General features: G+C 64.2%; 21 protein-coding genes, 1 other RNA gene and 1 pseudogene. 11 read left to right on the forward strand and 12 right to left on the reverse strand.

The window, feature by feature from the left end:
- From PMI40_RS21285 to mraZ, 4 genes and pseudogenes are all read right to left on the reverse strand, one after another.
- Positions 1-644: pseudogene (locus tag PMI40_RS21285) on the reverse strand (penicillin-binding protein 2); the annotation flags it as partial.
- Positions 641-913: a cell division protein FtsL gene (gene ftsL / locus PMI40_RS21290; RefSeq protein ID WP_008119760.1), complete on the reverse strand. Its 273-nt coding sequence runs from the start codon at positions 911-913 to the stop codon at positions 641-643. The pseudogene PMI40_RS21285 and the gene ftsL, both read right to left, overlap by 4 nt.
- Complete coding sequence (gene rsmH, locus PMI40_RS21295) at positions 910-1,875, reverse strand: 16S rRNA (cytosine(1402)-N(4))-methyltransferase RsmH (protein ID WP_008119762.1); 966 nt, start codon at positions 1,873-1,875, stop codon at positions 910-912. The genes ftsL and rsmH overlap by 4 nt, the downstream gene beginning before the upstream one ends.
- 12 nt (positions 1,876-1,887) lie before the next feature.
- Entirely contained in the window at positions 1,888-2,316 is a 429-nt protein-coding gene (gene mraZ / locus PMI40_RS21300) for a division/cell wall cluster transcriptional repressor MraZ (RefSeq protein WP_008119764.1), read from the reverse strand.
- 743 nt (positions 2,317-3,059) lie between these two features.
- Here mraZ and PMI40_RS21305 point away from each other — a divergent pair.
- Positions 3,060-3,344, forward strand: coding sequence for an HU family DNA-binding protein (locus PMI40_RS21305; RefSeq protein ID WP_008119766.1), 285 nt, complete (start codon positions 3,060-3,062; stop codon positions 3,342-3,344).
- Between the two features lie 302 nt (positions 3,345-3,646).
- Here the strand turns inward: PMI40_RS21305 and PMI40_RS21310 are convergent, their stop codons facing one another.
- On the reverse strand, positions 3,647-4,324 hold the full coding sequence (locus PMI40_RS21310; protein ID WP_008119768.1) for a DUF1120 domain-containing protein: 678 nt from the start codon (positions 4,322-4,324) through the stop codon (positions 3,647-3,649).
- A gap of 307 nt (positions 4,325-4,631) precedes the next feature.
- On the opposite strand from PMI40_RS21310, the gene PMI40_RS21315 reads away from it, so the two are divergent.
- Together PMI40_RS21315 and PMI40_RS21320 are read left to right on the forward strand one after the other, a co-directional pair.
- Entirely contained in the window at positions 4,632-5,108 is a 477-nt protein-coding gene (locus PMI40_RS21315; protein ID WP_008119771.1) for a nuclear transport factor 2 family protein, read from the forward strand.
- A complete protein-coding gene (locus PMI40_RS21320) occupies positions 5,108-5,653 on the forward strand; it encodes a TetR/AcrR family transcriptional regulator (protein WP_008119773.1) in 546 nt (181 codons plus the stop codon). The genes PMI40_RS21315 and PMI40_RS21320 overlap by 1 nt, the downstream gene beginning before the upstream one ends.
- Here PMI40_RS21320 and PMI40_RS21325 read toward each other — a convergent pair whose 3' ends face one another.
- Together PMI40_RS21325 and rnpB are read right to left on the reverse strand one after the other, a co-directional pair.
- The gene (locus PMI40_RS21325; protein WP_008119775.1) at positions 5,654-6,799 is read right to left on the reverse strand and encodes an enoyl-CoA hydratase/isomerase family protein; all 1,146 of its coding nucleotides are present in this window, start codon (positions 6,797-6,799) and stop codon (positions 5,654-5,656) included.
- 102 nt (positions 6,800-6,901) lie between these two features.
- Positions 6,902-7,235, reverse strand: an RNA gene (rnpB, locus tag PMI40_RS23040) — RNase P RNA component class A.
- A 150-nt stretch (positions 7,236-7,385) separates the two neighbouring features.
- Between rnpB and PMI40_RS21330 the strand changes: the two genes are divergently transcribed.
- The 3 genes from PMI40_RS21330 to PMI40_RS24155 all read left to right on the forward strand — a co-directional run bounded on the left by PMI40_RS21330 (position 7,386) and on the right by PMI40_RS24155 (position 9,908).
- Positions 7,386-8,651 carry a D-amino acid dehydrogenase gene (locus PMI40_RS21330; protein ID WP_008119778.1) on the forward strand — a complete coding sequence of 422 codons (1,266 nt, stop codon included), beginning with the start codon at positions 7,386-7,388 and terminating at the stop codon, positions 8,649-8,651.
- 103 nt (positions 8,652-8,754) lie between these two features.
- Positions 8,755-9,507, forward strand: a complete 753-nt coding sequence (locus tag PMI40_RS21335) for an HpcH/HpaI aldolase/citrate lyase family protein (protein WP_008119781.1) — start codon at positions 8,755-8,757, stop codon at positions 9,505-9,507.
- Positions 9,508-9,632: 125 nt separating this feature from the next.
- Positions 9,633-9,908, forward strand: coding sequence for a hypothetical protein (locus PMI40_RS24155; protein WP_157221648.1), 276 nt, complete (start codon positions 9,633-9,635; stop codon positions 9,906-9,908).
- 3 nt (positions 9,909-9,911) lie between these two features.
- On the opposite strand, the gene PMI40_RS21340 is transcribed toward PMI40_RS24155, so the two are convergent.
- The 3 genes from PMI40_RS21340 to PMI40_RS21350 all read right to left on the reverse strand — a co-directional run bounded on the left by PMI40_RS21340 (position 9,912) and on the right by PMI40_RS21350 (position 13,449).
- Complete coding sequence (locus PMI40_RS21340; RefSeq protein ID WP_008119783.1) at positions 9,912-10,919, reverse strand: aldo/keto reductase; 1,008 nt, start codon at positions 10,917-10,919, stop codon at positions 9,912-9,914.
- Between the two features lie 39 nt (positions 10,920-10,958).
- Complete coding sequence (locus tag PMI40_RS21345; RefSeq protein WP_008119785.1) at positions 10,959-11,954, reverse strand: AraC family transcriptional regulator; 996 nt, start codon at positions 11,952-11,954, stop codon at positions 10,959-10,961.
- A 475-nt stretch (positions 11,955-12,429) separates the two neighbouring features.
- Positions 12,430-13,449 carry a LysR family transcriptional regulator gene (locus PMI40_RS21350; protein WP_008119787.1) on the reverse strand — a complete coding sequence of 340 codons (1,020 nt, stop codon included), beginning with the start codon at positions 13,447-13,449 and terminating at the stop codon, positions 12,430-12,432.
- Between the two features lie 386 nt (positions 13,450-13,835).
- Between PMI40_RS21350 and PMI40_RS21355 the strand changes: the two genes are divergently transcribed.
- The 5 genes from PMI40_RS21355 (at position 13,836) to PMI40_RS21375 (ending at position 21,236) form a co-directional block, all read left to right on the forward strand.
- Complete coding sequence (locus PMI40_RS21355; RefSeq protein WP_238540995.1) at positions 13,836-14,687, forward strand: alpha/beta hydrolase fold domain-containing protein; 852 nt, start codon at positions 13,836-13,838, stop codon at positions 14,685-14,687.
- A gap of 10 nt (positions 14,688-14,697) precedes the next feature.
- On the forward strand, positions 14,698-15,885 hold the full coding sequence (locus PMI40_RS21360; RefSeq protein ID WP_008119791.1) for an efflux RND transporter periplasmic adaptor subunit: 1,188 nt from the start codon (positions 14,698-14,700) through the stop codon (positions 15,883-15,885).
- A 42-nt stretch (positions 15,886-15,927) separates the two neighbouring features.
- Positions 15,928-19,116: an efflux RND transporter permease subunit gene (locus tag PMI40_RS21365; RefSeq protein ID WP_008119794.1), complete on the forward strand. Its 3,189-nt coding sequence runs from the start codon at positions 15,928-15,930 to the stop codon at positions 19,114-19,116.
- Between the two features lie 15 nt (positions 19,117-19,131).
- Positions 19,132-20,658, forward strand: coding sequence for an efflux transporter outer membrane subunit (locus tag PMI40_RS21370; protein ID WP_008119796.1), 1,527 nt, complete (start codon positions 19,132-19,134; stop codon positions 20,656-20,658).
- Positions 20,659-20,732: 74 nt separating this feature from the next.
- Positions 20,733-21,236: a DUF1993 family protein gene (locus PMI40_RS21375; RefSeq protein ID WP_008119797.1), complete on the forward strand. Its 504-nt coding sequence runs from the start codon at positions 20,733-20,735 to the stop codon at positions 21,234-21,236.
- Between the two features lie 65 nt (positions 21,237-21,301).
- Here PMI40_RS21375 and PMI40_RS21380 read toward each other — a convergent pair whose 3' ends face one another.
- Both PMI40_RS21380 and PMI40_RS21385 read right to left on the reverse strand, forming a co-directional pair.
- Positions 21,302-22,318: a fimbrial protein gene (locus PMI40_RS21380; protein WP_008119799.1), complete on the reverse strand. Its 1,017-nt coding sequence runs from the start codon at positions 22,316-22,318 to the stop codon at positions 21,302-21,304.
- A gap of 382 nt (positions 22,319-22,700) precedes the next feature.
- Positions 22,701-24,194 carry a SulP family inorganic anion transporter gene (locus tag PMI40_RS21385; protein ID WP_008119801.1) on the reverse strand — a complete coding sequence of 498 codons (1,494 nt, stop codon included), beginning with the start codon at positions 24,192-24,194 and terminating at the stop codon, positions 22,701-22,703.
- Between the last annotated feature and the right edge of the window lie 11 nt (positions 24,195-24,205).

Below are 24,205 nucleotides of genomic sequence, written 5' to 3' on the forward strand. Positions count from 1 at the left end.
CGGCTACCGGTCGTGCCCGCCAGCGTCTTCTGCGCGCCCAGCTCCATGCCGTCCTGGCCGGCATCCTCGACGTTGGTGAAGCCGACCACGTGCGCCATCACCTCGCCTTCGGGATAGAAGCGCTTGTATTCCTTGCGGGTCTCGATGCCGGCGATGCCCAGCTTGACGATCTTGTCGGAGGTCTCCTGCTCGACCTGGCGCTTGAGGTACACGAAGCTGCGATCCGAATCGAGCTTCTTGCGCAGCTCGGCGTCGCTCATCTCGAGCAGGCGCGCCAGCTCGCGCAATTTCTCGGGGGGCGCCGACTGCACGTCATCGGGAATGGCCCAGATCGCCTTGACCGGCACCGACGAAGCCAGCACCTGGCCGTTACGGTCGGTGATCTTGCCGCGCGTGGCGGGCAACTCCAGCGTGCGCGCATAGCGCGAGGCGCCTTGTTTCTGCAGGAAGTCGGTCGATACGCCCTGCAGCCAGAAGGCGCGCGCCACCAATGCCAGGAAGGCGGCGAACATGACAAACAGCACGAAGCGCGAACGCCACGCCGGCAGCTTCACCTGCAAGATGGGATTGGACGAGAACGCCACACCCTTGGACGCGGCGACGCGGCCATTGGTCAGGTTGGTGCGCGGGGGCATGCGGGTCATTTGCCTCCCACCGTCAGGTATTGGGTACGGGCCGCCGTCAGCGGCACCATGTTCAGGTCGCGCCGGGCCAGCTCTTCGATCCGGGCGTTCTTGCCCAGGGTCGACTGGTCCAGTTGCAACTGTGCCCAGTCGACATCGAGCTGGCGCGCCGTGCTCGAGGCGCGCTCGAGTTCGATGAAGAGGCTACGCGCCTTGTACTGGGCGCTGACCACGGCCAGCGAACACAGCACCAGCACGGCGGTGAGCAAGAGACACAGGCGACCGGTCACGACTGCCCTCCCGGTGCGACGATGCGCTCGAGGTTGCGCATCACGGCCGACCTGGCGCGCGGGTTGGCGCCGACTTCGGCATCGCTGGGCATGGTCCGGCCCAGCAGGCGGGCCGGCGGCTGCGGCAAATCGACGGCACGAATCGGCAGGCGACGGTCGGGCTGCGGCGCATTGGCTTTGGAAGCCATGAACTGCTTGACGATGCGATCTTCCAGCGAGTGAAAGCTGATCACGACCAATCTCCCGTGTAGCGCCATCTGCTCAAATGCTTTATCCAGGCCTACTTCGAGCTCTTCAAGCTCTTGATTGACGAAAATCCGTACAGCCTGAAAGGTGCGAGTGGCCGGGTCTTTGCCTTTCTCGCGGGTTTTGACGACTTCAGCCACGAGCGCGGCAAGCTGTCGTGTGCCTGAAATTGGCTCGACTGCCCGGCGAGCAACAATCGCCTTTGCAATCTGAAAAGCAAACCGTTCTTCCCCATAATCTCGAATTACCTTTGCTATCTTCTCTACATCCGCCGTTGCCAGCCATTCCGCTGCCGACACACCGCGCGTGGTATCCATGCGCATGTCCAGCGGGCCATCGAGCCTGAAACTGAAACCGCGAGCGGCATCGTCGACTTGCGGCGACGAGATGCCGAGATCCATCAATATGCCGTCGACCTGCGCGATGCCGCGCACCGCCAGTGCCTGGTCCAGCGTGGCAAAGCTGTCATGCACGATCTCGAAGCGGGGATCGGCGATCTGCCGTGCCGTGGCGATGGCCAACGGGTCCTTGTCAAATGCGATCAGTCGGCCGCGCGGACCCAGCTTGGCCAGGATGGCCCGGCTATGGCCGCCGCGCCCGAACGTACCGTCCAGGTAAATGCCATCGGCGCGCTCGCCTTCGATGGCCAGCGCGTCCACGGCTTCTTCCAACAGCACGGTGCGGTGCTGCAGCTCTGGCACCGGTTGCAAAGTCATGTCAGCGCGCCGTCAGAAGGAAAAATTGCTCAATACATCGGGCATGCCCGCGGCCACGGCCTCGGACTCGCTCTCGGCCAGCTTGGCGGCATCCCAGATCTCGAAGTGGCTACCCATGCCCAGCAACATCACGTCGCGCTGCAAACCCACTGCCGCACGCAACTCCGGCGCCACCAGGATACGGCCGGCGCTATCGAACTCGACATCGGAGGCGTTACCCAGGAAGATGCGCTGCCACGCCCGTGCCGACATCGGCCATGCGGCGATCTGCTCGCGATGCGATTCCCAGGTAGGACGGGGGAAGAACAACAGGCAGCCATGCGGATGACGCGTCAGCGTGACCCGTCCTTCGCACTGCACCATCAGGGCGTCACGATGCTTGGCCGGAATGGTCATCCGGCCCTTGGCATCGAGGTTGAGTGCTGACGCGCCCTGAAACACTTTGTTTGTCCTGTCGCTTGCGGCGAGTGAAACTGCTGATCGGGTGATTTTTCTGAATGGGTATAGGCAGGTAACTTTGCAAAATACCCCACAAAAAAACACTTTTTGACACTGCCGCCCACTTTAGTGGATGCACTATTACAGGTCAAGCAGTAAACGGAGGAATAAACCGGGATTTTGCCAATAAAGTCAAAGACTTAGCGCACTTCCTTAAAACACCCCAGGAAATGGATTATCGAAGAAAATGAAGGACTTATGCACCATACTGAATGTTCAACTTGAGATATACACATGTGTTTATCGCCAAGATTGCACAACGGCGCGGTTTTGCGGGCGATGGATAGCGTACTTGGGGCGCTGAAGTCACCAAGATCGATCACCGCGCAAGGCATGTCATTCCGATCACGGATTACCCCGCGAGTGGAAAGAACTGAAACGTGGGAGCATGGATTTTGCACTGCAACTTTAGTTCACTTTTCGGCCACTGCAAGATCCGTCAATGGTCTTAAAACTGTAACGAGGCCTTTTTTACTTTGACTAATACGGCTCCGTACTTTTACTATCCACGTTTTTAGGGATATCGACTCGAAAGTGATTTTCAGCGGCCCTCAGGGGCTGTCGATATTTTTGAATCAGAGGCTGGACCGGATGTGCCAGATCGGCTGAAAAGCAGATAGGGCTTGCTGATCCGCCGCATACCAGTGCTAAAATCTCGGCACCTTAACAGTGAAAGGAATTTTAAAGTGAACAAATCTGAATTGGTTGACGTTATCGCTGCTGATACTGATCTCTCCAAGGCTGCTGCCCAGCGCGCGCTGGACTCCGTCATCGAGAACATCATCAAGGCTGTTACCAAGGGCGATACAGTGCAATTGGTTGGTTTTGGTTCGTACTCGACTGGCAAGCGTGCTGCACGTACCGGCCGCAATCCGCAAACCGGCGAAGAGATCAAGATCGCTGCTGCGACCACGGTCAAGTTCTCGGCTGGCAAGGCTTTCAAGGAAGCCGTGAACAAGAAGAAGAAATAATTCCCGAATTTGAATGCCATGAATCATGTTCATGGCATTCAAATTTATTGCCTCGCCTGCTGTCGTCGACCTGCATTACTTGCGCATCACCTACGCATCCTCTGCGCATTACCTTCCCGTCACCCGCGCATTACCCACGCATTACCCGCGCATTCCTTGCGCCGTATTCACTCCCCGCATTTCCCGCCGTATCCCCCTGCTTTGCTGTCCCCCGCCGCTTTCCAGGCTTTCCACGCTTTCCACGCTTTCCACCGCCTGATGCGCCTTATCCAGCCACCCCGCCATCGTTACGCGGGTTCGCTTCACAGGTAGTGCATCTCGAGCGTGATCGAACCGTCCAGCTGCATGCGGTCGGTCAGTTGCAGGGCGCTGCTGGGCGCCAGCATCGCGCGCACCCGCAGGGTGCCGCTGATCGAGGAATAGGCGCCCGGCTGCAGGGTCCCGGTGGGAGCCCAGGTATTGACGACACCACTGCGCAGGCGCCCGGCACCGCGCTTGAACCAGTTGGCGCCAGCCCCCTGGGGCCCCGCACGTGAACCGATGGTGTCGACCTGCTGGCCATCGGCGACGAAACTGCCGGGTACGAAGATGACTTCGTAGCCGCCCAGCTTCCTGCGTCCGGACGTACCCAGGCCAAACAGGTCGTCCCCGAGGCTGGCATCGGCTACCCGGCGTTGCCGAGGGTGCGCCAGCTGCTGCGCCACGCTGTCGGCACGGTTGTCCTGCGGCCTGATGCCGACCCGGGTGGGCGCATCGCAGGTAATGACGATGGCCAGGTCGCGCTCGATCGGCTGCCCCTGGCCGTCGACACCGGCCGCTTGCAGGTTCCCCAGGTCAAAGGTAGAGTCGCCCGCCAATTGGGGAACACAGGCGGTTGGCTTGATCACGCCCGCGATGCGGAGCTCCGATTGCTGGGCCAGGCAGGGACTGCAGAGGGCAGCCAGGCAGACCATCATTAACGTGGGCAACGGCTTTTTCATGAGGATTCCTCTTGGGGTGAGGTGGGACTACGGCCCGACAAGCTCGCAAAAAACCGATGCGGGTCGCGACGGCATTCGAATCGGAGACCACATTCTGACGAGCGGCCAACACGCGACCAATAAGAAAATTCTTAAAAAAACATCATAAAGACACCGACGAAAAGTACAGCTGACCACCGCCGGCTCAGGCACAGACCCACCACCGCCGGTATCGGCGCAAAGCGCGTTGCCGCCTCTGCAATGTGCCCCTAGAATGAAATTGTACCGATTGGTACAAACATCCCTCGACAAACCGCCAGGAGCCCGCATGAGCATCGCCCAACGACCACCTTACCCCCCGTTCACCCTGGACAGCGCCGCGCAGAAGGCGCGCGCGGCCGAGGACGCCTGGAATTCGTGCGACCCGCAACGCGTCTCGCTGGCCTATACCGAAGACAGCCGCTGGCGCAACCGCGCCGATTTCGTCAACGGTCGCGCCGAGATCGTGCAATTCCTGTCGGCCAAGTGGCAGCGCGAGCAGCAATATCGCCTGATCAAGGAAGTGTGGGCTTGCAGCGGCAACCGGATCGCCGTGCGCTTCGCCTATGAATGGCAGGATGCCGCGGGAAGCTGGTTTCGCTCCTACGGCAACGAGAACTGGGAATTCGACGACAACGGCCTGATGCAGGTGCGTCACGCGTCGATCAACGACTTGCCCATCACCGATGACCAGCGCAAGTTTCACTGGGACCGCTCGGGGCCGCGTCCGGCGGACCACCCCGGCCTGTCGGCGCTGGGGCTCTGATGGCGGCAGAGCGCGAGGCGCTGGTGCCGCGACTGGCCGAGGTCTTCCGCGCCCATGGCTTCGATGGCGCCAGCCTGGCCCGCATCACGGCCGATGTCGGGCTGGGCAAGGGCAGCCTCTATCACCTCTTCCCGGGCGGCAAGGACGAGATGGCCGAAGCAGTGCTGGCGCACATCGGGCGCTGGTTCGAAGAGGAGGTGTTCGCCGTGCTGCGCGGCGACGCCGCAAGCGGCATCGGCCACATGTTCGATGCCTGCGAACGCTATTTCCACTCGGGCCAGCGGGTGTGCATCGTGGGGGTGTTTGCGCTGTCGAGCACGCGTGAACGCTTCGCACTGGAAGTCAGGCGCTATTTCGCCGACTGGACCGATGCCCTGCATGGCGCGCTGCTGCGTGCCGGGCATCCCGCCGCCAGCGCCGCCGGACTGGCCGAGGATATCGTGGGCGCGATCCAGGGCGCACTGGTGCTGGCGCGCGCCGTCGATGACAGCGAGGTGTTCGTGCGTACGCTGGCGCGCTGGCGACAGCGTGCGCTCACCGGATGATCAGGCGCCGAGGTCTGCCAGCGGGTGCTGCGCGGCGGGCCAGGGGTCGGCAAAGAAGCCATCCACCCAGGCGGGCGTGGCCGCCGCCAGGGTCGCCGGTTGCCACTTGGGTCGCTGGTCCTTCTCGACGATCAGTGCGCGGATGCCCTCGACGAAATCGGGGCGCGCCGCGCAATGCAGGGAGACCACGAACTCCAGCCTGAACACCTGCGCCAGCGACATGTGCCGCACGCGCCGTTGCAAGGCATAGGCCAGCGCAGCCGAGCCAGGGGCGCCGGCACGCAGCGTGGCAGCGGCCTTGTGCAGCCACGCATCGTCGGACTCGATGGCCAGGATCGCCTGGACCGTCGCCGCCAGGTCGGGCTGGCGACAAACGCGGTCGATCAGGTCGTAGTGCTGGCGCAGGTTGGACGGTGCCAGCAGCGACTGGTCGGCCTGCTCCGCCTGGCCCAGCACGGCATCGAGCAGGCGGGCGTTCCCGGCCGCCCCCTCGCCCCAGGGCTGGGCCAGCAGTGCCTCGATCACCGACGGCTTGGATGCCTGCGCCACGCCATAGTCGGCCAGCTTGGCGAACACCGCGTCGCGCGCATTGAGGTGGGCCCCGGTCAGCGCCAGGAAGATGCCGATACTGCCCGGCATGCGCGCCAGGAACCAGCTGCCGCCGACATCCGGATACAGGCCGATGGTGATCTCCGGCATCGCCAGGCGCGAGCGTTCGGTCACCACCCGGTGGCTGCAGCCGGCCATCAGGCCGATGCCGCCGCCCATCACGATGCCATGCCCCCACGCCAGGATCGGCTTGTCGAAGGTATGGAGCAGGTAGTCGAGGCGGTATTCGTGTTCGAAGAATTCGGCCGCGTAGCGATTGGCGGCAATATCGTCGCGCTCGGGCGAGGCATGGTGATCGCGCATGGTGCGATAGAGCCGTTGCAGGTCGCCGCCGGCACAGAAGGCCTTCTCTCCCTGCGCCTGCAGGATCACCAGCGCGACCTGCGGGTCGGCCTGCCAGGCGCGCAGCTGCGGCGTCAACAGGTCGACCATCTCCAGCGAGATGGCGTGCAGCGTCTTCTCGGAAGCCAACGTGGCCACGCCGATGCGGCGGCCATTGGTGGCCACCAGCTCGTCGAACAAAACCGGTGCTTGCATGGGAGTCCTGACGTCTCTGACGCGGACCCGCTGGCTGTTCGCTTCGGTGCGCAGGCCGCTTTGTTAAGGGTGCCCCGACTTCGCGCCGGGACTCCCGGAAATAAATGATGCAGGCCGATAGGCCGGATTCTGTTACGGCGGTTGCCCGCTATGACAGCCATTCCTCTAGGCGCCGGATTACTCCGGCGCTCAAGCTTTCTACCCGCACGCTCCGCGAGCAGCATCACCGCGTGCCTATTTGAAATTGCTCCAGGTGGAGGTTACCGCGTTTCACCGTAACTAAATACGCTCGTCTCTGTGGCCCTGTTCCTCGCCTTATACCGGCTTGCACCGGCTTTCGGCGGACGGCCGTTAACCGTCACCCTGCTCTGTGGAGTCCGGACCTTCCTCCCGCCGCCCCCCGAAAGAGGCGGCCAGCGACTGTCTGGCCTGCATCGGGCGCCATTGTACCGCAGCGCTGCCGATACGCCGACAATGATGCCGCTAGCGACACGCCGACCGCCGATGCCGATTCGGCATGGGACAGCGCGCGGCATTGTTCGTATAGTGGACTGCCGCGATGACTAGAACCTGAAGACCACTCACCATGCATATCTGTGTATTGGGCGCCGGCATCATCGGCGTGACCAGCGCCTACCGCCTGCTGCAGGATGGCCACCAGGTCACCCTGGTCGATGCCAGCGACGCCCCGGGCAACGGCACCAGCCTGGGCAATGGCGCCCAGTTGAGCTACTCGTACGTAGCGCCCCTGGCCGACCCGTCGGTATGGTCCAAGTGGTCCTACTATCTCTTCAGCAGCGACTCGCCGCTGACCTTCAAGCCAACCCTGGAATGGCAGCAATATCGCTGGCTGTTCGCGTTCCTGCGCTGCTGCAATGCCGCTCGCGTGCAGCGCACCACCATCGATCTGCTGCAACTGGCCTTCTTCAGCCGCGACCAGCTGCGGCAATGGAACGCGCACCTGGACCTGCAATTCGACCACCAGGCCTCCGGCAAGCTGGTCATGTTCACCGATCCCGCCGCGCTGGATGCGGCACGGCACCAGGTGCGGTTCCAGGCGCAATTCGGCTGCCAGCAGGAAGTGCTGGACGCGGCCCGCTGCATTGCCATCGAACCGAGCCTGGGCCACTCGCAACGGGACTGGGCCGGTGGCGTGCATACCCCCAGCGAAGAAGCCGGCGACTGCCCCGGCTTCTGTCGTGCGCTGGTGGCAGCGATGCAGGCCGATCCCCGGTTCCGCTTCATCGGCGGCGCCCGGGCCGATGCGGTGCGCACCGAAGCCGGCGCGTTGCGCGCGGTGCAAGCGGGTGGCCAGTGGATCGAGGCCGAGCGCTTCGTGCTGGCGCTGGGCGCCGACAGTCGCGCCTTTGCGCAGCAAGTGGGCCTGTCGCTCCCGCTCTACCCACTCAAGGGCTACAGCATCACCGTGCCGCTGGAGGACGAGGCCAGCCGCCACGCCGCGCCCCGGGTCTCCATCACCGACATCGCTCGCAAGATCGTCTACGCCCGCCTGGGCCAGCGCCTGCGCGTGGCAGGCCGTATCGAGCTGGTGGGCCGGGATGCCTGCATCGCCCAACGCGCCATCGATGAACTCAAGGCTGGCGTGCGTGAACTGTTCCCCGGATGCACGCTGGGCTCCGACACCACGCTGTCGCCCTGGGCCGGGTTCCGTCCGGCCACCCCCAGCGGGGTGCCGATCATCGGCGCCTCACCGGTGCCCAACCTCTATCTCAACATCGGACAGGGCGCATTGGGCTGGACCCTGGCCTGCGGCAGCGCCGCCCTGCTGGCCGACCAGATCGCCGGACGCCATGGCGCCATCGACGATGCGCCATTCCGCTGGCGGCAGTAAAAGCTTTCACGCTGGCCTGAGAAGCTTTCACCGAAGGTGGCCATGGCAGGTGCGGTTTTGCGACTAAGATGGGCGCTTGCCGTTTCACGATGGAGACCTCGACATGCGACCAAACAAGCTGCGCACGCTGTTCGCGCAAAAGCAGATGGCCTTGACCGGCTGGGTATCGATGGGCGATTCGCTGCTGACCGAAGTCATCGCCAGCTGTGGCTATGACGCCGTCACCGTCGACCTGCAGCACGGATTGTTCTCGATCGAATCGGCGCTGCCCATGTTGCAGGCCATCTCCACCACCGACGCGGTGCCGCTGGTGCGCTGTTGCGAAAACGGCCTGGGCGAGATCAACAAGCTGCTCGATGCCGGCGCCTATGGCGTGATCTGCCCCCTGGTCAACACCGTCGACGACGCCGAGCGCTTTGTGCGTGCCTGCCATTATTCGCCGCGCGGCACACGCAGTTACGGTCCGGCGCGCGGCTTCCTGTATGGCGGTGCCGATTATTTCGACCAGGCCAATCGCACCGTGCTGACCCTGGCCATGATCGAGACCAACCTGGGCTTTGCCAACGCCGAGGCGATCCTGCAGGTGCCCGACCTGGACGGCATCTTCATCGGCCCGGCCGACCTCAATATCGAAATGGGCCTGGCGCCGGACGACTACGATGCACCGCGACTCAACGACGCCATCCGGCACCTGGTCGAACTGGGCGCGCGGCATGGCAAGCTGGTGGGGATCTTCGCCGGCACCATGGACATGGCGCAGCGCATGAAGCAATTCGGGCTCGACCTGGTGGCGCCGGGTACCGATATCCAGCTGCTCAAGGCTGAAGCAGGACGGCGCATCGCCGCGCTACGCTAGCGAACCGTCCCGCCTCGGTGTCGAAGATGTTTTGGGAATCATCCTATATAAACGCCCGGCACGTTTCCCGATAATTTCGTTTCGGGAAGATGCGACGTCGCATGTCCCATTCAAATGGATCGGACATGTCGCCACCATCATCTTCGCCAACGCAACGGCCAACCTCGGCAGGCCGTGCCATAGCCATTGCACTGGGCAGCGCCAGCCTGTCGACGCTGCTGGCGCTGGCAGCGCATTGCTCCTTGCCGTGGATGGCCGGGACCACCCAGCAACAGGTGGCGCCTGCCCAGGCCAGCCCGCCTCCCTATCTGCTACTGGCGCTGCGCAGCGGCTGCACAGCGCCCTCCGAGCGCCACCCGCGCACGCGAACACGCAAGAGCGCGCCGCGCGTGGCCACCTGAGCGTCAACGCACCAGCGTGCGGCCGAAGAACGGATAGTTGGGATCGTTGTAGCCGTGGGTCGACGCATGGCCGGGCGTGACCAGCGAATCGACCAGCGCTTCTTCCTCGGGGCTGATGGCGAGCGTGACGGCGTCGTAATAGTCCTCCATCTGCAGCAGCGTCCGCGGGCCGGCGATGACGCTGCTGACCACCTGGTTGGCCAGCACCCAGGCGGTAGCGAACTGGCCCAGCTTGACGCCGCGCGCGGCGCAATGCTGCTGCAGGCGCTGGGCGATCAGCAGCGATTCCTCGCGGAACTCTGTTTCCATCATGCGCTTGTCGCCCCGGCCGGCACGGCTGTCCTCGGGCGGCTTGGCGCCCGGCTGGTATTTGCCGCTCAGCACGCCACGTGCAATCGGGCTATATGGCACCACGCCCAGGCCATGATGGTGGCAAGCGGGCAGGATCTCGACTTCCGGCTGCCGGTTCAACAGGTTGTAGTAGGGCTGGCACACCAGCGGCCGCGGCACGTGGTTCTTTTCGCACAGGCGCACCATCTCGGCAATGCGCCAGCCACGGAAATTGGAGACGCCAAAACCACGGATCTTGCCGGCCCGGATCAGGTCGCCCAACGACTGCACCGCTTCTTCCAGGTTCTCGTCGGCATAGTCGCGATGCAGGTAGAGGATATCCAGGTGGTCGGTCTGCAGGCGCTTGAGGATGGCATCGGTCTCGCGCACGATCCAGTGGCGCGAATAATGCGACTCGTTGGGCGCCTGGCCCATCGGATTACCCAACTTGCTGGCCAGCACCCAGTGCTGGCGCTGCCCCTTGAGCAGCATGCCCACCATTTCCTCGGAACGTCCCTTGGTGTAGACATCGGCGGTGTCGATGAAATTGACGCCGTGTTCGCGCGCCGACGCCAGGATATTGCCGGCCTCGGACTGGTCGGTCTGGTCGCCGAACATCATGGTGCCCAGGCACAGGGTGGACACCTTCAGGTTGCTGTTGCCGAGTCGTCGGTATTGCATGCTGTCTCCAGTGGGATGTGGGCAAAATGGATGGCCATTTTAAAGGATCGCGGTTTCCTCTTCCTGCCAGCGCCGCTTGTCGCGCAGCGGCGGCGCCCCGAACAGGCGGCTGTACTCGCGGCTGAACTGCGACGAGCTCTCGTAGCCGACCGTATGCGCGGCCAATGCCACGCTCATGTCAGCGGTCAGGATCAACCGGCGCGCCTCTTGCAGGCGCAGGTTCTTCTGGTACTGCAGCGGGCTCATGGCGGTGACCTGCTTGAAATGGTGATGCAGCGACGACACGCTCATGTGGACATCGCGGGCGATATCCTCCACCCGCAGCGACTGCGCATAGCTATCGCGCATGAGCCTGATGGCCTTGGCCACGCGATTCATCTGGCTGTCCTGCAGCACCGTCTGGCGCAGCAGCGCCCCCTGGCCGTTCATCAGCAATCGGTACAGGATCTCCCGCCGCACCATCGGCGCCAGGATCGCAATGTCGCGCGGGTTCTGGTGCAGGCGCAGCAGCCGCAGCACCGCATCGAGCAGCGCGCAGTCGAGGCGGTTGACGTACAGGCCGCGCGAAGCGCCGTCGCTGGCAATGTCCTGCGGCAGGTGTTCGTCGCCGATCAGGTCGCCGATCTCGCGAATATCCAGTTCCAGCCGCAGGCCCAGGTAGGGTTCGTCGGGGCTGCGGATCAGCACCCGCCCCACCACCGGCATGTCGACCGAAGCCACCAGGTAATGCATCGGATCGTATTCCACCACTTCGTCGCCGATCAGAAGCTGCTTGGAGCCCTGGGCGATCACCGCGAATACCGGTTTCTGCACCGAATGCTTGGGACCGCCCGGGTTGGTCACCCGGTACACCCCCAGTCCCTCCACGGCCGTCTCCAGCAAACCCTCCACACCATGCGTGATGTGTTCGATGACCGCCAGCAGCTCACGTCGCATGGCCTCGAAGCGCTGCACCTCGGCCTCGGGCATGGCAGGCTCGCCCGGCTCATGCGAGGACGGTGGCGAGTGGGCGGGGTCGGTCGGGTTCAGGTCCATGGCGGTTCGGAAGATGGGTTGGATGCACCAGCTTAGCAGCTTGCAGGACTGCCTGATTCTCCCGAATCGGGCAGCGGAGGAATGGGCAAGATATCTGGAGAATCAGGTATGCCATGCAACTTCACGGGCGCTCAGCCTGCGCCCGGATTTGCCTATTCATCGCCACTTCGTAGAATCAGGCAAGTAATCGACAGCTTTTTGCACGTCTGAAGCAAGCCTGCCGTCGCATAATCCTTGCACGTCACCGACCACCTCGCGACATCGCCGCCATCGACGCCAACGGCGCCCGAGGCGAGCCTGGCACGCCGCAGTAACGCAGGCGCCGCCCTGCCTGCGCCTTTTTCATTCTTTCCCGCGCCATCCGCCAACACCGCCGTCCAGGCCGGTGACGGCCGGTCGCAACCGCATCGCCACAGGAACCCCGACCATGAACCGCTCCAGCCAGACCTGCCCGATGGCACCGCTGCGACAGCCGCTAGAAAACGCTTTCGGCGATGTTGTGCTGCTCGACCACGTTGCGCACCGTGCTGGGCAGGGCGCGATCGACGAAACGGCATTCGCCCTCGACCGTCTCCATGCCCATGGTGCAGGCCTTGTGCAGGGGACAGGTCGAGAACAGCTCGGCGACCCAGTCGACGAAGGCGCGTACCTTGGGCGACAGGTGGCGGTTGTGCAGGTAGACCACCGAAATCGGCAGCGGCGCCGGCTTCCACTGCGACAGCACCTCCACCAGGCGCCCCTCCTCGATGTGGCGCATGACCATGTAGAGCGGTGCCTGCACCATGCCGAATCCCTGCAGCGCGCAATCGACGTAGGCATCGCCGTCGTTGACCGACAGCTTGCCGTCCATCTTCACTTCGCGGGTGACGCCATCGACCACGAAGTCCCAGTCGATGGTGCGACCGGTGCGGCTCGAGAAATAATGCACCGACTTGTGGTTGGCCAGGTCTTCGATGGTGTGCGGCACGCCATGCCGCTCCAGGTACAGCGGCGCGGCGCAGGTCACGGTCTGGAAGGTGCCGACGCGGCGCGCCACCATCGACGAATCCTGCAGGGCGCCGACGCGCAGTACGCAATCGACCGCCTCCTGGACCATGTCGACGGGACGGTCGCCCATGCCCATGGCCAGTTCGATGTCGGGGTACTTGGCATAGAAGTCGCACAGGTTGGGCAACAGCAGCAGGCGGCCGATCGAGGCGGGAACGTCGATGCGCAGCCGTCCTTGCGGGCCGCGCGTGACATTGCGAAACGATTGTTCGGTCTCGTCCACATCGGCCAGGATGCGCACGCAGCGCTCGTAGTAGGCCGCGCCATCGGGCGTGAGGCTGATACGACGCGTGGTGCGATTGAGCAATCGCACCTGCAGCAGGCCTTCCAGCCCCTGGATGATGGTGGTAACGGTGGTGCGCGGCAAATTCAGGTTGTCTGCTGCTCGCGTGAAACTATTGGCATCGACCACCGCGGTAAATACCTGCATCGCTTGAAAACGGTCCATCGCTCTCTCCTTTTATCCGGTTGCCCGAACAGCGGGCAAGCGGCATGCGGGGGGGCGCGCGCAAATCCGGTCTCGAACCGCCATCGCCCCCGATGCCGGCCGTTGCAAAACGATGGAAAGATTTCGCCAACGTCGGCCAAATCCACCGGAAAGAACTGCAAATCCATCAAAAACCCTTGTCAAAAAGCCACGCTGTCGAGCACCCATCCGATCCATGCGCTTACCTGGCCCGGGCGACCTCGAGCCGTATTTTGCCGGGATTCGACCTCGTGATTGTTCGATCTTGGCGAACAGTGTTGTTGGATTATATGAGTTTATTTGAGTCCGTGCTGTGGCGCACAATCCGCCTCACTCTCCCACAATGGCATCTGGCCAAGGCGCACATCATGCACGGCTCGCTTTCTCTCGACATCCGCGATTTCTTCGTTCCCGGCCCGCTGGGACGCATCCCGGTGCGCCTCTACCAGCCGCTGCATGCGGTGGCCGGCAGCCAGCAAAAGCCGTTGCCGCTGGTGATGTACTTCCATGGCGGCGGCTTCGTGGGTGGCTCGCTCGACGACGCCGACACGCCTGCCCGCTTCATCGCCCAGTACAGCCACAGCGTGGTGCTGTCGGTGGCCTACTCGCTGGCACCGGCCAAGCCGTTCCCGGCCGCTCCCGAAGACGCCTACGCCGCCGCCGTCTGGGCCTGCAAGCACGCCGACGAACTCAACATCGACATCGATCGCATGGTGGTCGCCGGGGACGACGCCGGTGGCGGCCTGGCGGTAAGCCTGACCCTGATGACACGCGACCGCTGCGCCCGCCCGCTGGCCGCGCAGGTACTGATCAGCCCCATGCTCGACCCCAGCATGCGCCTGGTGGGCGACGCCGAGCGCCTCAAGTCCGATCTCAGCGTGGAAAGCTGCGCCACCCGCTACCGCCAGTACCTGCCGCAGACCATGCAGCGCCTGCATCCCTATGCCGCGCCGCTGGAAGTGAGCCGGCTGGCCGGACTGCCGACCGCCTTCATCGCCACCGCCGAGCGTGACGTGCTGTGTCCGGAAGCCGAGAAGTACGCCTCGGGCCTGATGCTGGCCGGCGTGCCGACCCAGGTCGCGCGCTTCGTCGGCATCACCCACGGAGCACTGCGCACCCATATTCCGCTGCTGACCGAGATCGTCAATTTCCTGCGCTGCCGTTTTGCCAAGAACGGCGGCGACCACACCATCCCGTTTGCTTTCCAACCTTCCCTTTGAGGCCTAGAACATGAACTCTCCCACAACACTGCGCCGTCGCTTCGCCCTTACCGCCACCGTGCTGGCCGTCATTGCCCTGACCGTCGGCGGCGCCATTTCCGCCGTCGGCCTGTCGGCCAACGCCAGCACCGCGCCAACCGCCCCACCGGCGGCAGCGGTCGACGTGGCCGAAGTCGTCAATCGCCAGATCGTCGACTGGCAGGCCTACTCGGGCCGCATCGAAGCCGTCGACCGGGTCGACGTGCGTCCGCTGGTCGGTGGCACGCTGACTGCGGTGCACTTCAAGGATGGCGCCCTGGTCAAGAAGGGCGATGTGTTGTTTACCATCGACCCGCGCCCCTATGCGGCCGAAGTAGCCCGCGCCGAGGCGCAGCTGCAAGGCGCCGAAGCCCGCGCGGCCTACACCGCAGCGGACGTGGCGCGCGGCCAGCGCCTGCTGGGTGACAACGCCATCGCCCGCCGCGACTACGAAGAAAAGCAGAACGCCTCGCGCGAGGCTGCCGCCAACGTCGCCGCAGCCAAGGCGGCGTTGCGCGCCGCGCGCCTGAACCTGGAATACACCCAGATCACCGCACCGGTATCGGGCCGCATCTCGCGCGCCGAAGTCACGGTCGGCAACGTCGTCAATCCTGGTTCGGCCAATGCCTCGCTGACCACCCTGGTATCGGTGGCCAAGGTCTACGCATCGTTCGATGTCGATGAGCAGAGCTTCCTGAAGTACGTCAACCCGGCCCGCGCGGCGGGCACCTCGGTGCCGGTGTCGCTGGGCCTGGCCAACGAAGACGGCTACTCGCGCCAGGGTCGTGTCGGCTCGGTCGACAACCGGCTCGATACGGCGTCCGGCACGATCCGCGTGCGGGCCGTGTTCGATAACGCCGATGGACAACTGATCCCTGGCCTGTATGCCCGTGTGCGACTGGGCGGCGGCGCCCCGCACGACGCCCTGATGATCGATGAGAAGGCACTCGGCACCGACCAGGACAAGCGCTTCGTGATGGTCGCCGACGGCAACAACCACGCCAACTATCGCCAGGTGCGTGTGGGCGCCAGCCAGGACGGACTGGTGGTCATCGAGCAAGGGCTGAAGTCGGGCGAGCGCGTGGTGGTCAATGGCCTGCAACGGATCCGTCCGGGCGACGCCATCACACCGACCGTGGTACCGATGCAGGCCGAACCAAAGACCGACGCCAAGGCTTAATAAAAACATCAGCGCTGCCTGCGGCGCTGGAGGAACCTTCAAATGAACATTTCAAAATTCTTTATCGACCGCCCGATCTTCGCCGGTGTGCTGTCGGTACTGCTGTTGCTGGGCGGGGTGCTGGCGATGCTGCAGCTGCCGATCTCGGAATACCCGGAAGTGGTGCCACCGTCGGTGGTGGTGCGCGCGCAGTATCCGGGCGCCAACCCCAAGGTGATCGCCGAAACCGTGGCCTCGCCGCTGGAAGAGCAGATCAACGGCGTCGAGAACATGCTCTACATGCAGTCGCAGGCCAACAGCGACGGCAATCTCACCATCACCGTCAACTTCCGCCTTGGGGTCGATCCCGACAAGGCCCAGCAGCTGGTGCAGAACCGGGTATCGCAAGCGCTGCCGCGCCTGCCCGAGGACGTGCAGCGCCTGGGCGTGACCACCATCAAGAGTTCGCCCACGCTGACCATGGTGGTGCACCTGATCTCGCCCGACAACCGCTACGACACCACCTACCTGCGCAACTACGCGGTGCTCAACGTCAAGGATCGCCTGGCCCGCATCCAGGGCGTGGGTGAAGTGGGCATGTTCGGCTCGGGCAACTACGCCATGCGTGTCTGGCTCGATCCCAACAAGGTGGCACAGCGTGGCCTGACCGCCACCGACGTGGTGCGCTCGATTCGCGAACAGAACGTGCAGGTCGCCGCCGGTGTGATCGGCGCCTCGCCCAGCTCGCCCGATGTGCCCGTGCAGCTGTCGGTCAACGCCCAGGGTCGCCTCAAGACCGAGGCCGACTTCCGCGACATCATCCTCAAGGGTTCGCCCAACGGCGCCGTCACGCGCCTGGGTGACGTGGCCCGGGTCGAGCTGGCGGCGTCGGAATATGGATTGCGCTCGCTGCTGGACAACAAGCCGGCAGTGGCGATCCCGATCTTCCAGGCACCCGGTTCGAACGCACTGGACGTGTCCACCCAGGTACGGGCGGCGATGAAGGAACTGTCGGCCGACTTCCCGTCCTCGGTCGAGTATCGCATCGTGTACGACCCCACCCAGTTCGTGCGCGCCTCCATCGAGGCGGTGGTCCATACGCTGCTCGAAGCGATCCTGCTGGTGGTGATCGTGGTGATCGTGTTCCTGCAGACCTGGCGCGCCTCGATCATCCCGCTGCTGGCGGTGCCGGTATCGATCATCGGTACCTTCTCGCTGATGCTCGGTTTCGGCTACACCATCAACGCCCTGTCGCTGTTCGGCATGGTGCTGGCCATCGGTATCGTGGTCGATGATGCCATCGTGGTGGTCGAGAACGTCGAACGCAACATCGGCGCCGGGCTGTCGCCGCGCGACGCCACCTATCGCGCCATGCAGGAAGTGTCGGGCCCGATCATCGCCATCGCCCTCACACTGGTAGCGGTGTTCGTGCCGCTGGCCTTCATGACCGGCCTGACCGGCCAGTTCTACAAGCAGTTCGCCATGACCATCGCCATCTCGACGGTGATCTCGGCCTTCAACTCGCTGACCCTGTCGCCGGCGCTGGCGGCCATGCTGCTCAAGGGCCATGGCGAGAAACCGGACTGGCTCACGCGGGTGATGGATCGCTTCCTGGGCGGCTTCTTCGTGCGCTTCAACCGCTTCTTCAACCGCGCCTCGGACAGCTACGGCCGCGGCGTCACCGGCGTCATCAAGCGCAAGGGATCGACCATGGCGGTGTATGTGGTGCTGCTGGCGGCGACCCTGGGTATCTCGTACCTGGTGCCGGGCGGCTTCGTACCCGGCCAGGACAAGCAATACCTGGTGGCCTTCGCCCAATTGCCCAACGGCGCCTCCATCGACCGCAGCGAAGACGTGATGCGCAAGATGAGCGAGATCATGCTCAAGGAACCGGGCGTCGATAGCGCCATCGCCTTCCCCGGCCTGTCGATCAACGGTTTCACCAACAGCTCCTCGGCCGGTATCGTCTTCGTCGGCCTCAAGCCGTTCGAAGAGCGCCGCAGCAAGGAATTGTCGGGCAACGCCATTGCCGGCTCGCTCAACAAGAAGTTCGGTGGCATCAAGGAAGCCTTCACTGCCGTGTTCCCGCCGCCACCGGTGATGGGCCTGGGCACGCTGGGCGGCTTCAAGATGCAGATCGAGGACCGCGATGCGGTGGGCTACGCCGAACTGGACAAGGCGGCGCAGCAGTTCATGAAGGCCGCCGCCAAGGAACCGGCGCTGGGTCCGATGTTCTCCAGCTACCAGATCAACGTGCCGCAACTCGACGTCGACCTGGACCGGGTCAAGGCCAAGCAGCTGGGCATTCCGGTGACGGACGTATTCAACACCATGCAGATCTACCTGGGCTCGCTCTACGTGAACGACTTCAACCGCTTCGGCCGGGTCTACCAGGTCCGAGCCCAGGCCGACGCGCCCTTCCGCGCCAGGGCCGAGGACATCCTGCAGTTGAAGACCCGCAACGAGGCCGGCGAGATGGTGCCGTTGTCGTCGGTGGTCAAGGTCAAGCAGACCTTCGGTCCTGAAATGGTGGTGCGCTACAACGGCTATACCGCTGCCGACATCAACGGTGGCCCCGCCCCCGGTTATTCGTCGGACCAGGCGCAGGCCGCCGCCGAACGGGTGGCTGCCGCTACCCTGCCGCGTGGCGTGAAGTTCGAGTGGACCGACCTGACCTACCAGAAGATCCTCGCGGGCAATGCCGGTATATGGGTGTTCCCGATCAGCGTGCTGCTGGTGTTCCTGGTACTGGCCGCGCTGTACGAAAGCCTGACCCTGCCGCTGGCGGTGATCCTGATCGTGCCCATGAGCATCCTGGCGGCACTGACCGGTGTATGGCTGACCAAGGGCGACAACAACATCTTCACCCAGATCGGCTTGATGGTACTGGTGGGGCTGTCGGCCAAGAACGCCATCCTGATCGTGGAATTCGCACGCGAACTGGAAATGCAGGGCCGGTCGGCCGTGCAGGCAGCCATCGAATCGAGCCGCTTGCGCCTGCGTCCGATCCTGATGACCTCGATCGCCTTCATCATGGGTGTGATCCCGCTGGTGACATCGACCGGCGCCGGTTCGGAAATGCGCTATGCGATGGGTATCGCGGTGTTCTTCGGCATGCTCGGCGTGACCCTGTTCGGGCTGTTCCTGACACCGGTGTTCTACGTCCTGCTGCGCACCATCAATCGCCGCAAGTTGCACTCGGCTTCGCATCACGAAGCCCCGCTGTCCGGCCCGCAAGTCAGCACGCATTAATTGGAGCCAAGAAAAATGAACGCACTTACGATCAATACCCTGCTGCGCCCGGTGCGCATCAGCTCGGTACTGCTGGCGGCGCTGCTGGCGCTGGCCGGCTGCTCGGTGACGCCGACCTACGAACGCCCCTCGGTCGACACCCCGGCGGCCTTCAAGGAAGCCGCGCCGGGCCAGGACGGCAGCCAGTGGAAGACGGCCCAGCCGGCCGAAGACATCACCCGCGGCCAATGGTGGAAGATCTTCGGCGATGACAGCCTCGACGCCCTGCAGGAGCGGGCCCAGCAGGCCAACTTCGACCTCAAGGCAGCCGCCGCCCGCCTGGGCCAGGCGCGGGCCCTGACCCGCGACGCCCGTTCGGCCTACCTGCCACAGGTCGACGCCGGCCTGGGCGCCACCCGCCAGCGGCCGTCGCCGGCCTCGCAGGGCCTGGCGGCCGATGCCGACACCCGGCCCTCGACGCTGTACCGCGCCCAACTGGGCGTGTCGTACGAAGTCGACCTGTTCGGTCGCGTCGCCGCCAATGTCGACGCCGCCACCGCCGATGCCCAGCGCAGCGAAGCCTTGTTCCACTCGGTGTTACTGGCCTTGCAAGCCGACGTTGCCCAGCAGTACTTCCAGGTGCGCGAACTCGACGCCGCGCTGGAACTGTATCGCGGCACGGTGGAGTTGCGGGGGCAGTCGTTGAAGCTGGTGCAGCGCCGTTTCGACGAAGGCGACATCAGCGAAGTCGATGTGGCTCGCGCCCGGTCCGAACTGGCCTCGGCACAATCGGAAGCACTCGGCATCGCCCGCCAGCGCGCCACGGCCGAACATGCGTTGGCGATCCTGCTGGGCAGTACGCCGGCGGAGTTCTCGCTGCCGGCGCGCCCGCTCTCGCGCATCACCATCGACGTCCCGGCCGGCCTGCCCTCGGCGCTGCTGGAGCGCCGTCCCGACATCGCCGCCGCCGAGCGCGCAATGGCGGCAGCCAACGCCCGCGTGGGCGTGGCCAGGTCGGCCTTCTTTCCCAGCCTGAACCTGACCGGTGGACTGGGTTACGAGTCGGCCCAGCTGGGTGACCTGTTCAACTGGTCCAGCCGCACTTTCCTGCTGGGTCCGCTGGTGGGCACGGCGCTGAGCATGCCGCTGTTCGATGGCGGCCGGCGCCAGGCCGGCGTCGATCGCGCCCGCGCCAGCTATGAAGAGCAGGTGGCGACCTATCGCGGCACGGTCTTGAACGCCTTCCGTGAAGTCGAGGACAACCTGGCCAACCTGCGCATCCTGGGCGACCAGAACCGCGCCCAGGACGAAGCCGTGGCGGCCTCGTCGCGCGCGGCCAAGCTGTCGCATGTGCAATATCGCGAAGGGTCGGTGAGTTATTTTGGCGTGATCGATGCCGACCGCACGGTACTGCAACAGCAACGCGTATCGGTACAGCTCGACGGCGAACGGGCGCGTTCCACGGTCAACCTGATCCGCGCCCTGGGTGGCGGCTGGGGACCGGCACCGAACCCGGCACCGGTGCCCGACACCCGGCTGTCGCAGGCCGACAGCGCCCGGTAGGCCCAGGCAACAGGCCGTCATCCCGACCGGGTCGGGACGACGGCAATCTTCCATCAGCTGACAACGAGAACACCATGTCCATCACCCTGCATCAAATCAGTATCCCATTGCTCATCAAGGGCCTGCAGAACCTGTCCGGCCTGCTGGACCGCGCACAGCAGCACGCCGACCAGCAGCAGCTCGAACACCATGTGCTGCTGTCGGCACGGCTGTTCGACGACATGTATCCATTGACGGCCCAGGTGCAGCGCGCCAGCGATACCGCCAAGGCCACCGCCAGCCGCCTGTCGGGGCTGGCCGCGCCCAACTTCTCCGACGACGAGACCAGCTTCGACCAATTGCAGGCGCGCATCAACAAGACCATCGTGTTCCTGGAGGCGATCCCGGCCGATGCCATCGATGGCCAGCAGGAGCGCCAGGTCAAGATGATGTTGCGCGGCGAGGAGCAGAGCATGCGCGGGCTCGACTACCTGACCCGCTTCGGCCTGCCCAACTTCAGCTTTCACGTGGTGACCGCCTACGACATCCTGCGTCACAAGGGGGTCAAGCTGGGCAAGATGGATTACCTGGGCCTGTAACGACCCGTGCCGTGATGAATTCCCGTGGTACTTGCCCGCCTGACGGCGGGCTTTTTTTTTGACAGCTACAGGTAACTTACCTGTACCGTCATCGTGCCGACCACCGTCCCAGGCTGGGGATTGGATGTCAGGCGCGTCATGGCGGCCCGCAAAGGCACCTTGACAATGCCGTCAGGCCGCCCCGGGTAAGACAAGGTCTCGCCCCAGCACAGCGTCGTACCATCGCCATGGGTAATCTTGATCCCCACTCCGGTTGCAGTGCCGCCCGCGCCGTTGGACATGAGGCCTTGGCAGACCGTGCCTGATTGCCTGAGCGTGGAAAAGCTCATGGTGATCGATTGATTCGGCGCGCAACCGGTCACCGTCACATCGAATTGCTTGGCAGGGATCGCACCGGTACCTGGCAGGCTGTTCAGGCCAACCTTGCCAAGATCGACGTACATGTCGCGAATCGTGCAACTGGCGCGCACCGCCACGGTCCCGCTGATCCTCATCTCGGCGAGAAGACTCCCGCCGGAGACGCCCGGTGAATAATATTCGATGTTCCCGTATTTGGAGTCCAGCCTGCCTGCGGTGAACGCGCCCAGCTTGACCAGGCTGGCGCGGAAACTGATGCTGCATTGCCCGCCGTTGGAGCCTAATTGGCAATAACCGGCAGGCAGTTTGCCACACCCCTCGTCGTCGTAGCCGCCTGACATCCGGCGCCAGCAAAAACTGTTGACCGCGGTGGACACGCGATCCCGGCCGGGCTTGACGACAAACAGCCCGGTCGACTGTTCGCTCAGACGCACGCCTATCCCCGCCACGCCGGTAGGATAGACGAAATCGATTGCCGTGAACGCGCCGGTGGGCTTGAGCTGGAACACCACATCGTTGGTCTTGTTCCCGGCTGTCAACGTAGCGCTATCGCAGGTGTAGGTCACCGTCACTGTGGTGTTTCCAACCTCGGTGCCGACGGGCGCGTCGGCGCTAATTTGAGCAGAACCGAATCGCGCATCGACTGCGCCTGCACGACATGTCGCCCACGCACTGCCTGCCTGGCCGAAAAATAACACCATGAGGACCATCAACCACGATTTCATCGCTCGCTCTTCCCGAATGTAAGGGGTGACAACACAGCAAAGGTTTTGGACTAATTGCGCTGCGGTACCAGACTGCGGTCCGGCAAGGCAAGCACCAGCGAGGATTGGATATGCTACTGCGTGCCACGCGGGCAACCGGGTCATCTAGGCAACGCCCCCTCGCAATGCCCTTACCGTTTTGACGGCCGGTTGCTGTTGCTGCTCCATATCCCAGCGACTTGATGACAACGATAGTCTACCAACCCGGGGGGGCACTGCCCAATCGGATTTGTCTCAAAGCGACACGGGGAGAAACACTTACGCGGCAGCCAATGCAGCATCGAGGACAGGCGCTGGCGCCTATCGCTGCGGGCAAGGACGCCGGTGTGCGGGCGGTTATTGATCAGTGATGCGCGTCGGCGCGGCGCAAAAGCTGTTGGCAACGCGCTGACAGGCCCTCGATACGAAGTTGCCTTCCGGCCCGGACATAACGTTGACGCAGCGTCTCGAGCGCAGCAATGGCCGAATGATCGGCCAGGCGCAGGTGGCGACAATCCAGCACCACGGTGTCCGTCGCGTGGTCGATGTCGAACAGTTCCAGGAAGTGCGCCACCGAGGCGAAGAACAGGGTGCCGTGCGGCACATAGGTGCGGATGCCCGCGGCGTCGACGATGTCGGCACGCACCTCGCGCGCGTGCTGCCAGGCAAAGTTGAGGGCCGCGATCACGATACCGCACAGCACCGCCACGGCCAGGTCGGTCAACACGGTGATGATGGTCACGGCGACGATCACGATGGCGTCGCTCCTGGGGACCTTGCCCAGCACCCGCAGCGAGCCCCAGGCGAAGGTTTCCTGGGCCACCACGAACATGACGCCGGCCAGCGCGGCCAGCGGAATGCGCTCGATGGCCGGCGACAGGAACAGGATGAACAGCAGGATCATCACCCCGGCCACCACACCCGAGATGCGCGAACGCCCGCCCGAGCCGAGATTGATCATGGTCTGCCCGATCATGGCGCAGCCGCCCATGCCGCCGAACAGGCCCGATGCGATATTGGCCGCACCCAGCGCCAGGCATTCGCGATTGGGCTGGCCACGCGAAGCGGTGATTTCATCGGTCAGGTTGAAGGTCAACAGCGTCTCGAGCAAACCGACGATGGCCATCAGCACCGCATAGGGCGCCACGATGCGCAGCGTCTCCAGCGTCAGCGGCACCTCGGGAAAATGAAACAGCGGCAGGCCGCCGGCGATCCTGGCCATGTCGCCCAGGGTCGGCGTGGGCACGTCCAGCAACTGCGTCACCAGTCCGACGCCGACGATGGCCACCAGCGCCGGCGGCAGCGCGCGCGTCACGCGCGGCAGCAACCAGGTAATGAGCATGGTGACCAGCGTCAGTCCGATCATGATCGCCAGCTGCGTGCCTTGCAGCCACTGCGGGCCGGCTCCGCTATCGTGCCTGAAATGTTCCAGCTGGGCCCAGGCGATGACGATGGCCAGGCCATTGACGAAGCCCAGCATCACCGGATGCGGCACCATGCGCACCAGCTTGCCCAAGCGCAATGCGCCAAACAGCAGCATCACCAGCCCCGACAGCAGCACCGTGAGCAGGAAATACTGGGCACCGTGCTGCACGACCAGCGCCACGATCACCACCGCCATCGAGCCGGCCGCGCCCGAGATCATGCCGGGCCGCCCGCCGAACAACGCGGTGATGGTGCAGATGAAGAAGGCACCATACAGCCCCATGAGCGGGTTCAGTTGCGCCACCAGCGCGAAGGCGATGCACTCCGGCACCAGTGCGAACGAGGTCGTCAGGCCGGCCAGCGTTTCGCGCCTGAGCAGGCTGGCACGCGACACGGGAAGGGTCACGCTGGAAGAGGAATCGAGTTGGGTCATGGCAGGCAGGC

Source organism: Herbaspirillum sp. YR522, from assembly GCF_000282575.1.
Taxonomy (GTDB): domain Bacteria; phylum Pseudomonadota; class Gammaproteobacteria; order Burkholderiales; family Burkholderiaceae_D; genus Herbaspirillum.

Coding starts and splice junctions, on each gene's coding strand:
- PMI40_RS21385 (WP_008119801.1), bottom strand. CDS start 24,194: ATGACCCAACTCGATTCCTCTTCCAGCGTGACCCTTCCCGTGTCGCGT.
- PMI40_RS21335 (WP_008119781.1), top strand. CDS start 8,755: ATGCGACCAAACAAGCTGCGCACGCTGTTCGCGCAAAAGCAGATGGCC.
- PMI40_RS21310 (WP_008119768.1), bottom strand. CDS start 4,324: ATGAAAAAGCCGTTGCCCACGTTAATGATGGTCTGCCTGGCTGCCCTC.
- PMI40_RS21370 (WP_008119796.1), top strand. CDS start 19,132: ATGAACGCACTTACGATCAATACCCTGCTGCGCCCGGTGCGCATCAGC.
- PMI40_RS21360 (WP_008119791.1), top strand. CDS start 14,698: ATGAACTCTCCCACAACACTGCGCCGTCGCTTCGCCCTTACCGCCACC.
- PMI40_RS21355 (WP_238540995.1), top strand. CDS start 13,836: ATGCACGGCTCGCTTTCTCTCGACATCCGCGATTTCTTCGTTCCCGGC.
- rsmH (WP_008119762.1), bottom strand. CDS start 1,875: ATGACTTTGCAACCGGTGCCAGAGCTGCAGCACCGCACCGTGCTGTTG.
- PMI40_RS21325 (WP_008119775.1), bottom strand. CDS start 6,799: ATGCAAGCACCGGTTTTGTTCGACGAGCTGGTGGCCACCAATGGCCGC.
- PMI40_RS21315 (WP_008119771.1), top strand. CDS start 4,632: ATGAGCATCGCCCAACGACCACCTTACCCCCCGTTCACCCTGGACAGC.
- PMI40_RS21375 (WP_008119797.1), top strand. CDS start 20,733: ATGTCCATCACCCTGCATCAAATCAGTATCCCATTGCTCATCAAGGGC.
- PMI40_RS21330 (WP_008119778.1), top strand. CDS start 7,386: ATGCATATCTGTGTATTGGGCGCCGGCATCATCGGCGTGACCAGCGCC.
- PMI40_RS21345 (WP_008119785.1), bottom strand. CDS start 11,954: ATGGACCTGAACCCGACCGACCCCGCCCACTCGCCACCGTCCTCGCAT.
- PMI40_RS21320 (WP_008119773.1), top strand. CDS start 5,108: ATGGCGGCAGAGCGCGAGGCGCTGGTGCCGCGACTGGCCGAGGTCTTC.
- PMI40_RS24155 (WP_157221648.1), top strand. CDS start 9,633: ATGTCGCCACCATCATCTTCGCCAACGCAACGGCCAACCTCGGCAGGC.
- PMI40_RS21350 (WP_008119787.1), bottom strand. CDS start 13,449: ATGGACCGTTTTCAAGCGATGCAGGTATTTACCGCGGTGGTCGATGCC.
- PMI40_RS21380 (WP_008119799.1), bottom strand. CDS start 22,318: ATGAAATCGTGGTTGATGGTCCTCATGGTGTTATTTTTCGGCCAGGCA.
- PMI40_RS21340 (WP_008119783.1), bottom strand. CDS start 10,919: ATGCAATACCGACGACTCGGCAACAGCAACCTGAAGGTGTCCACCCTG.
- PMI40_RS21365 (WP_008119794.1), top strand. CDS start 15,928: ATGAACATTTCAAAATTCTTTATCGACCGCCCGATCTTCGCCGGTGTG.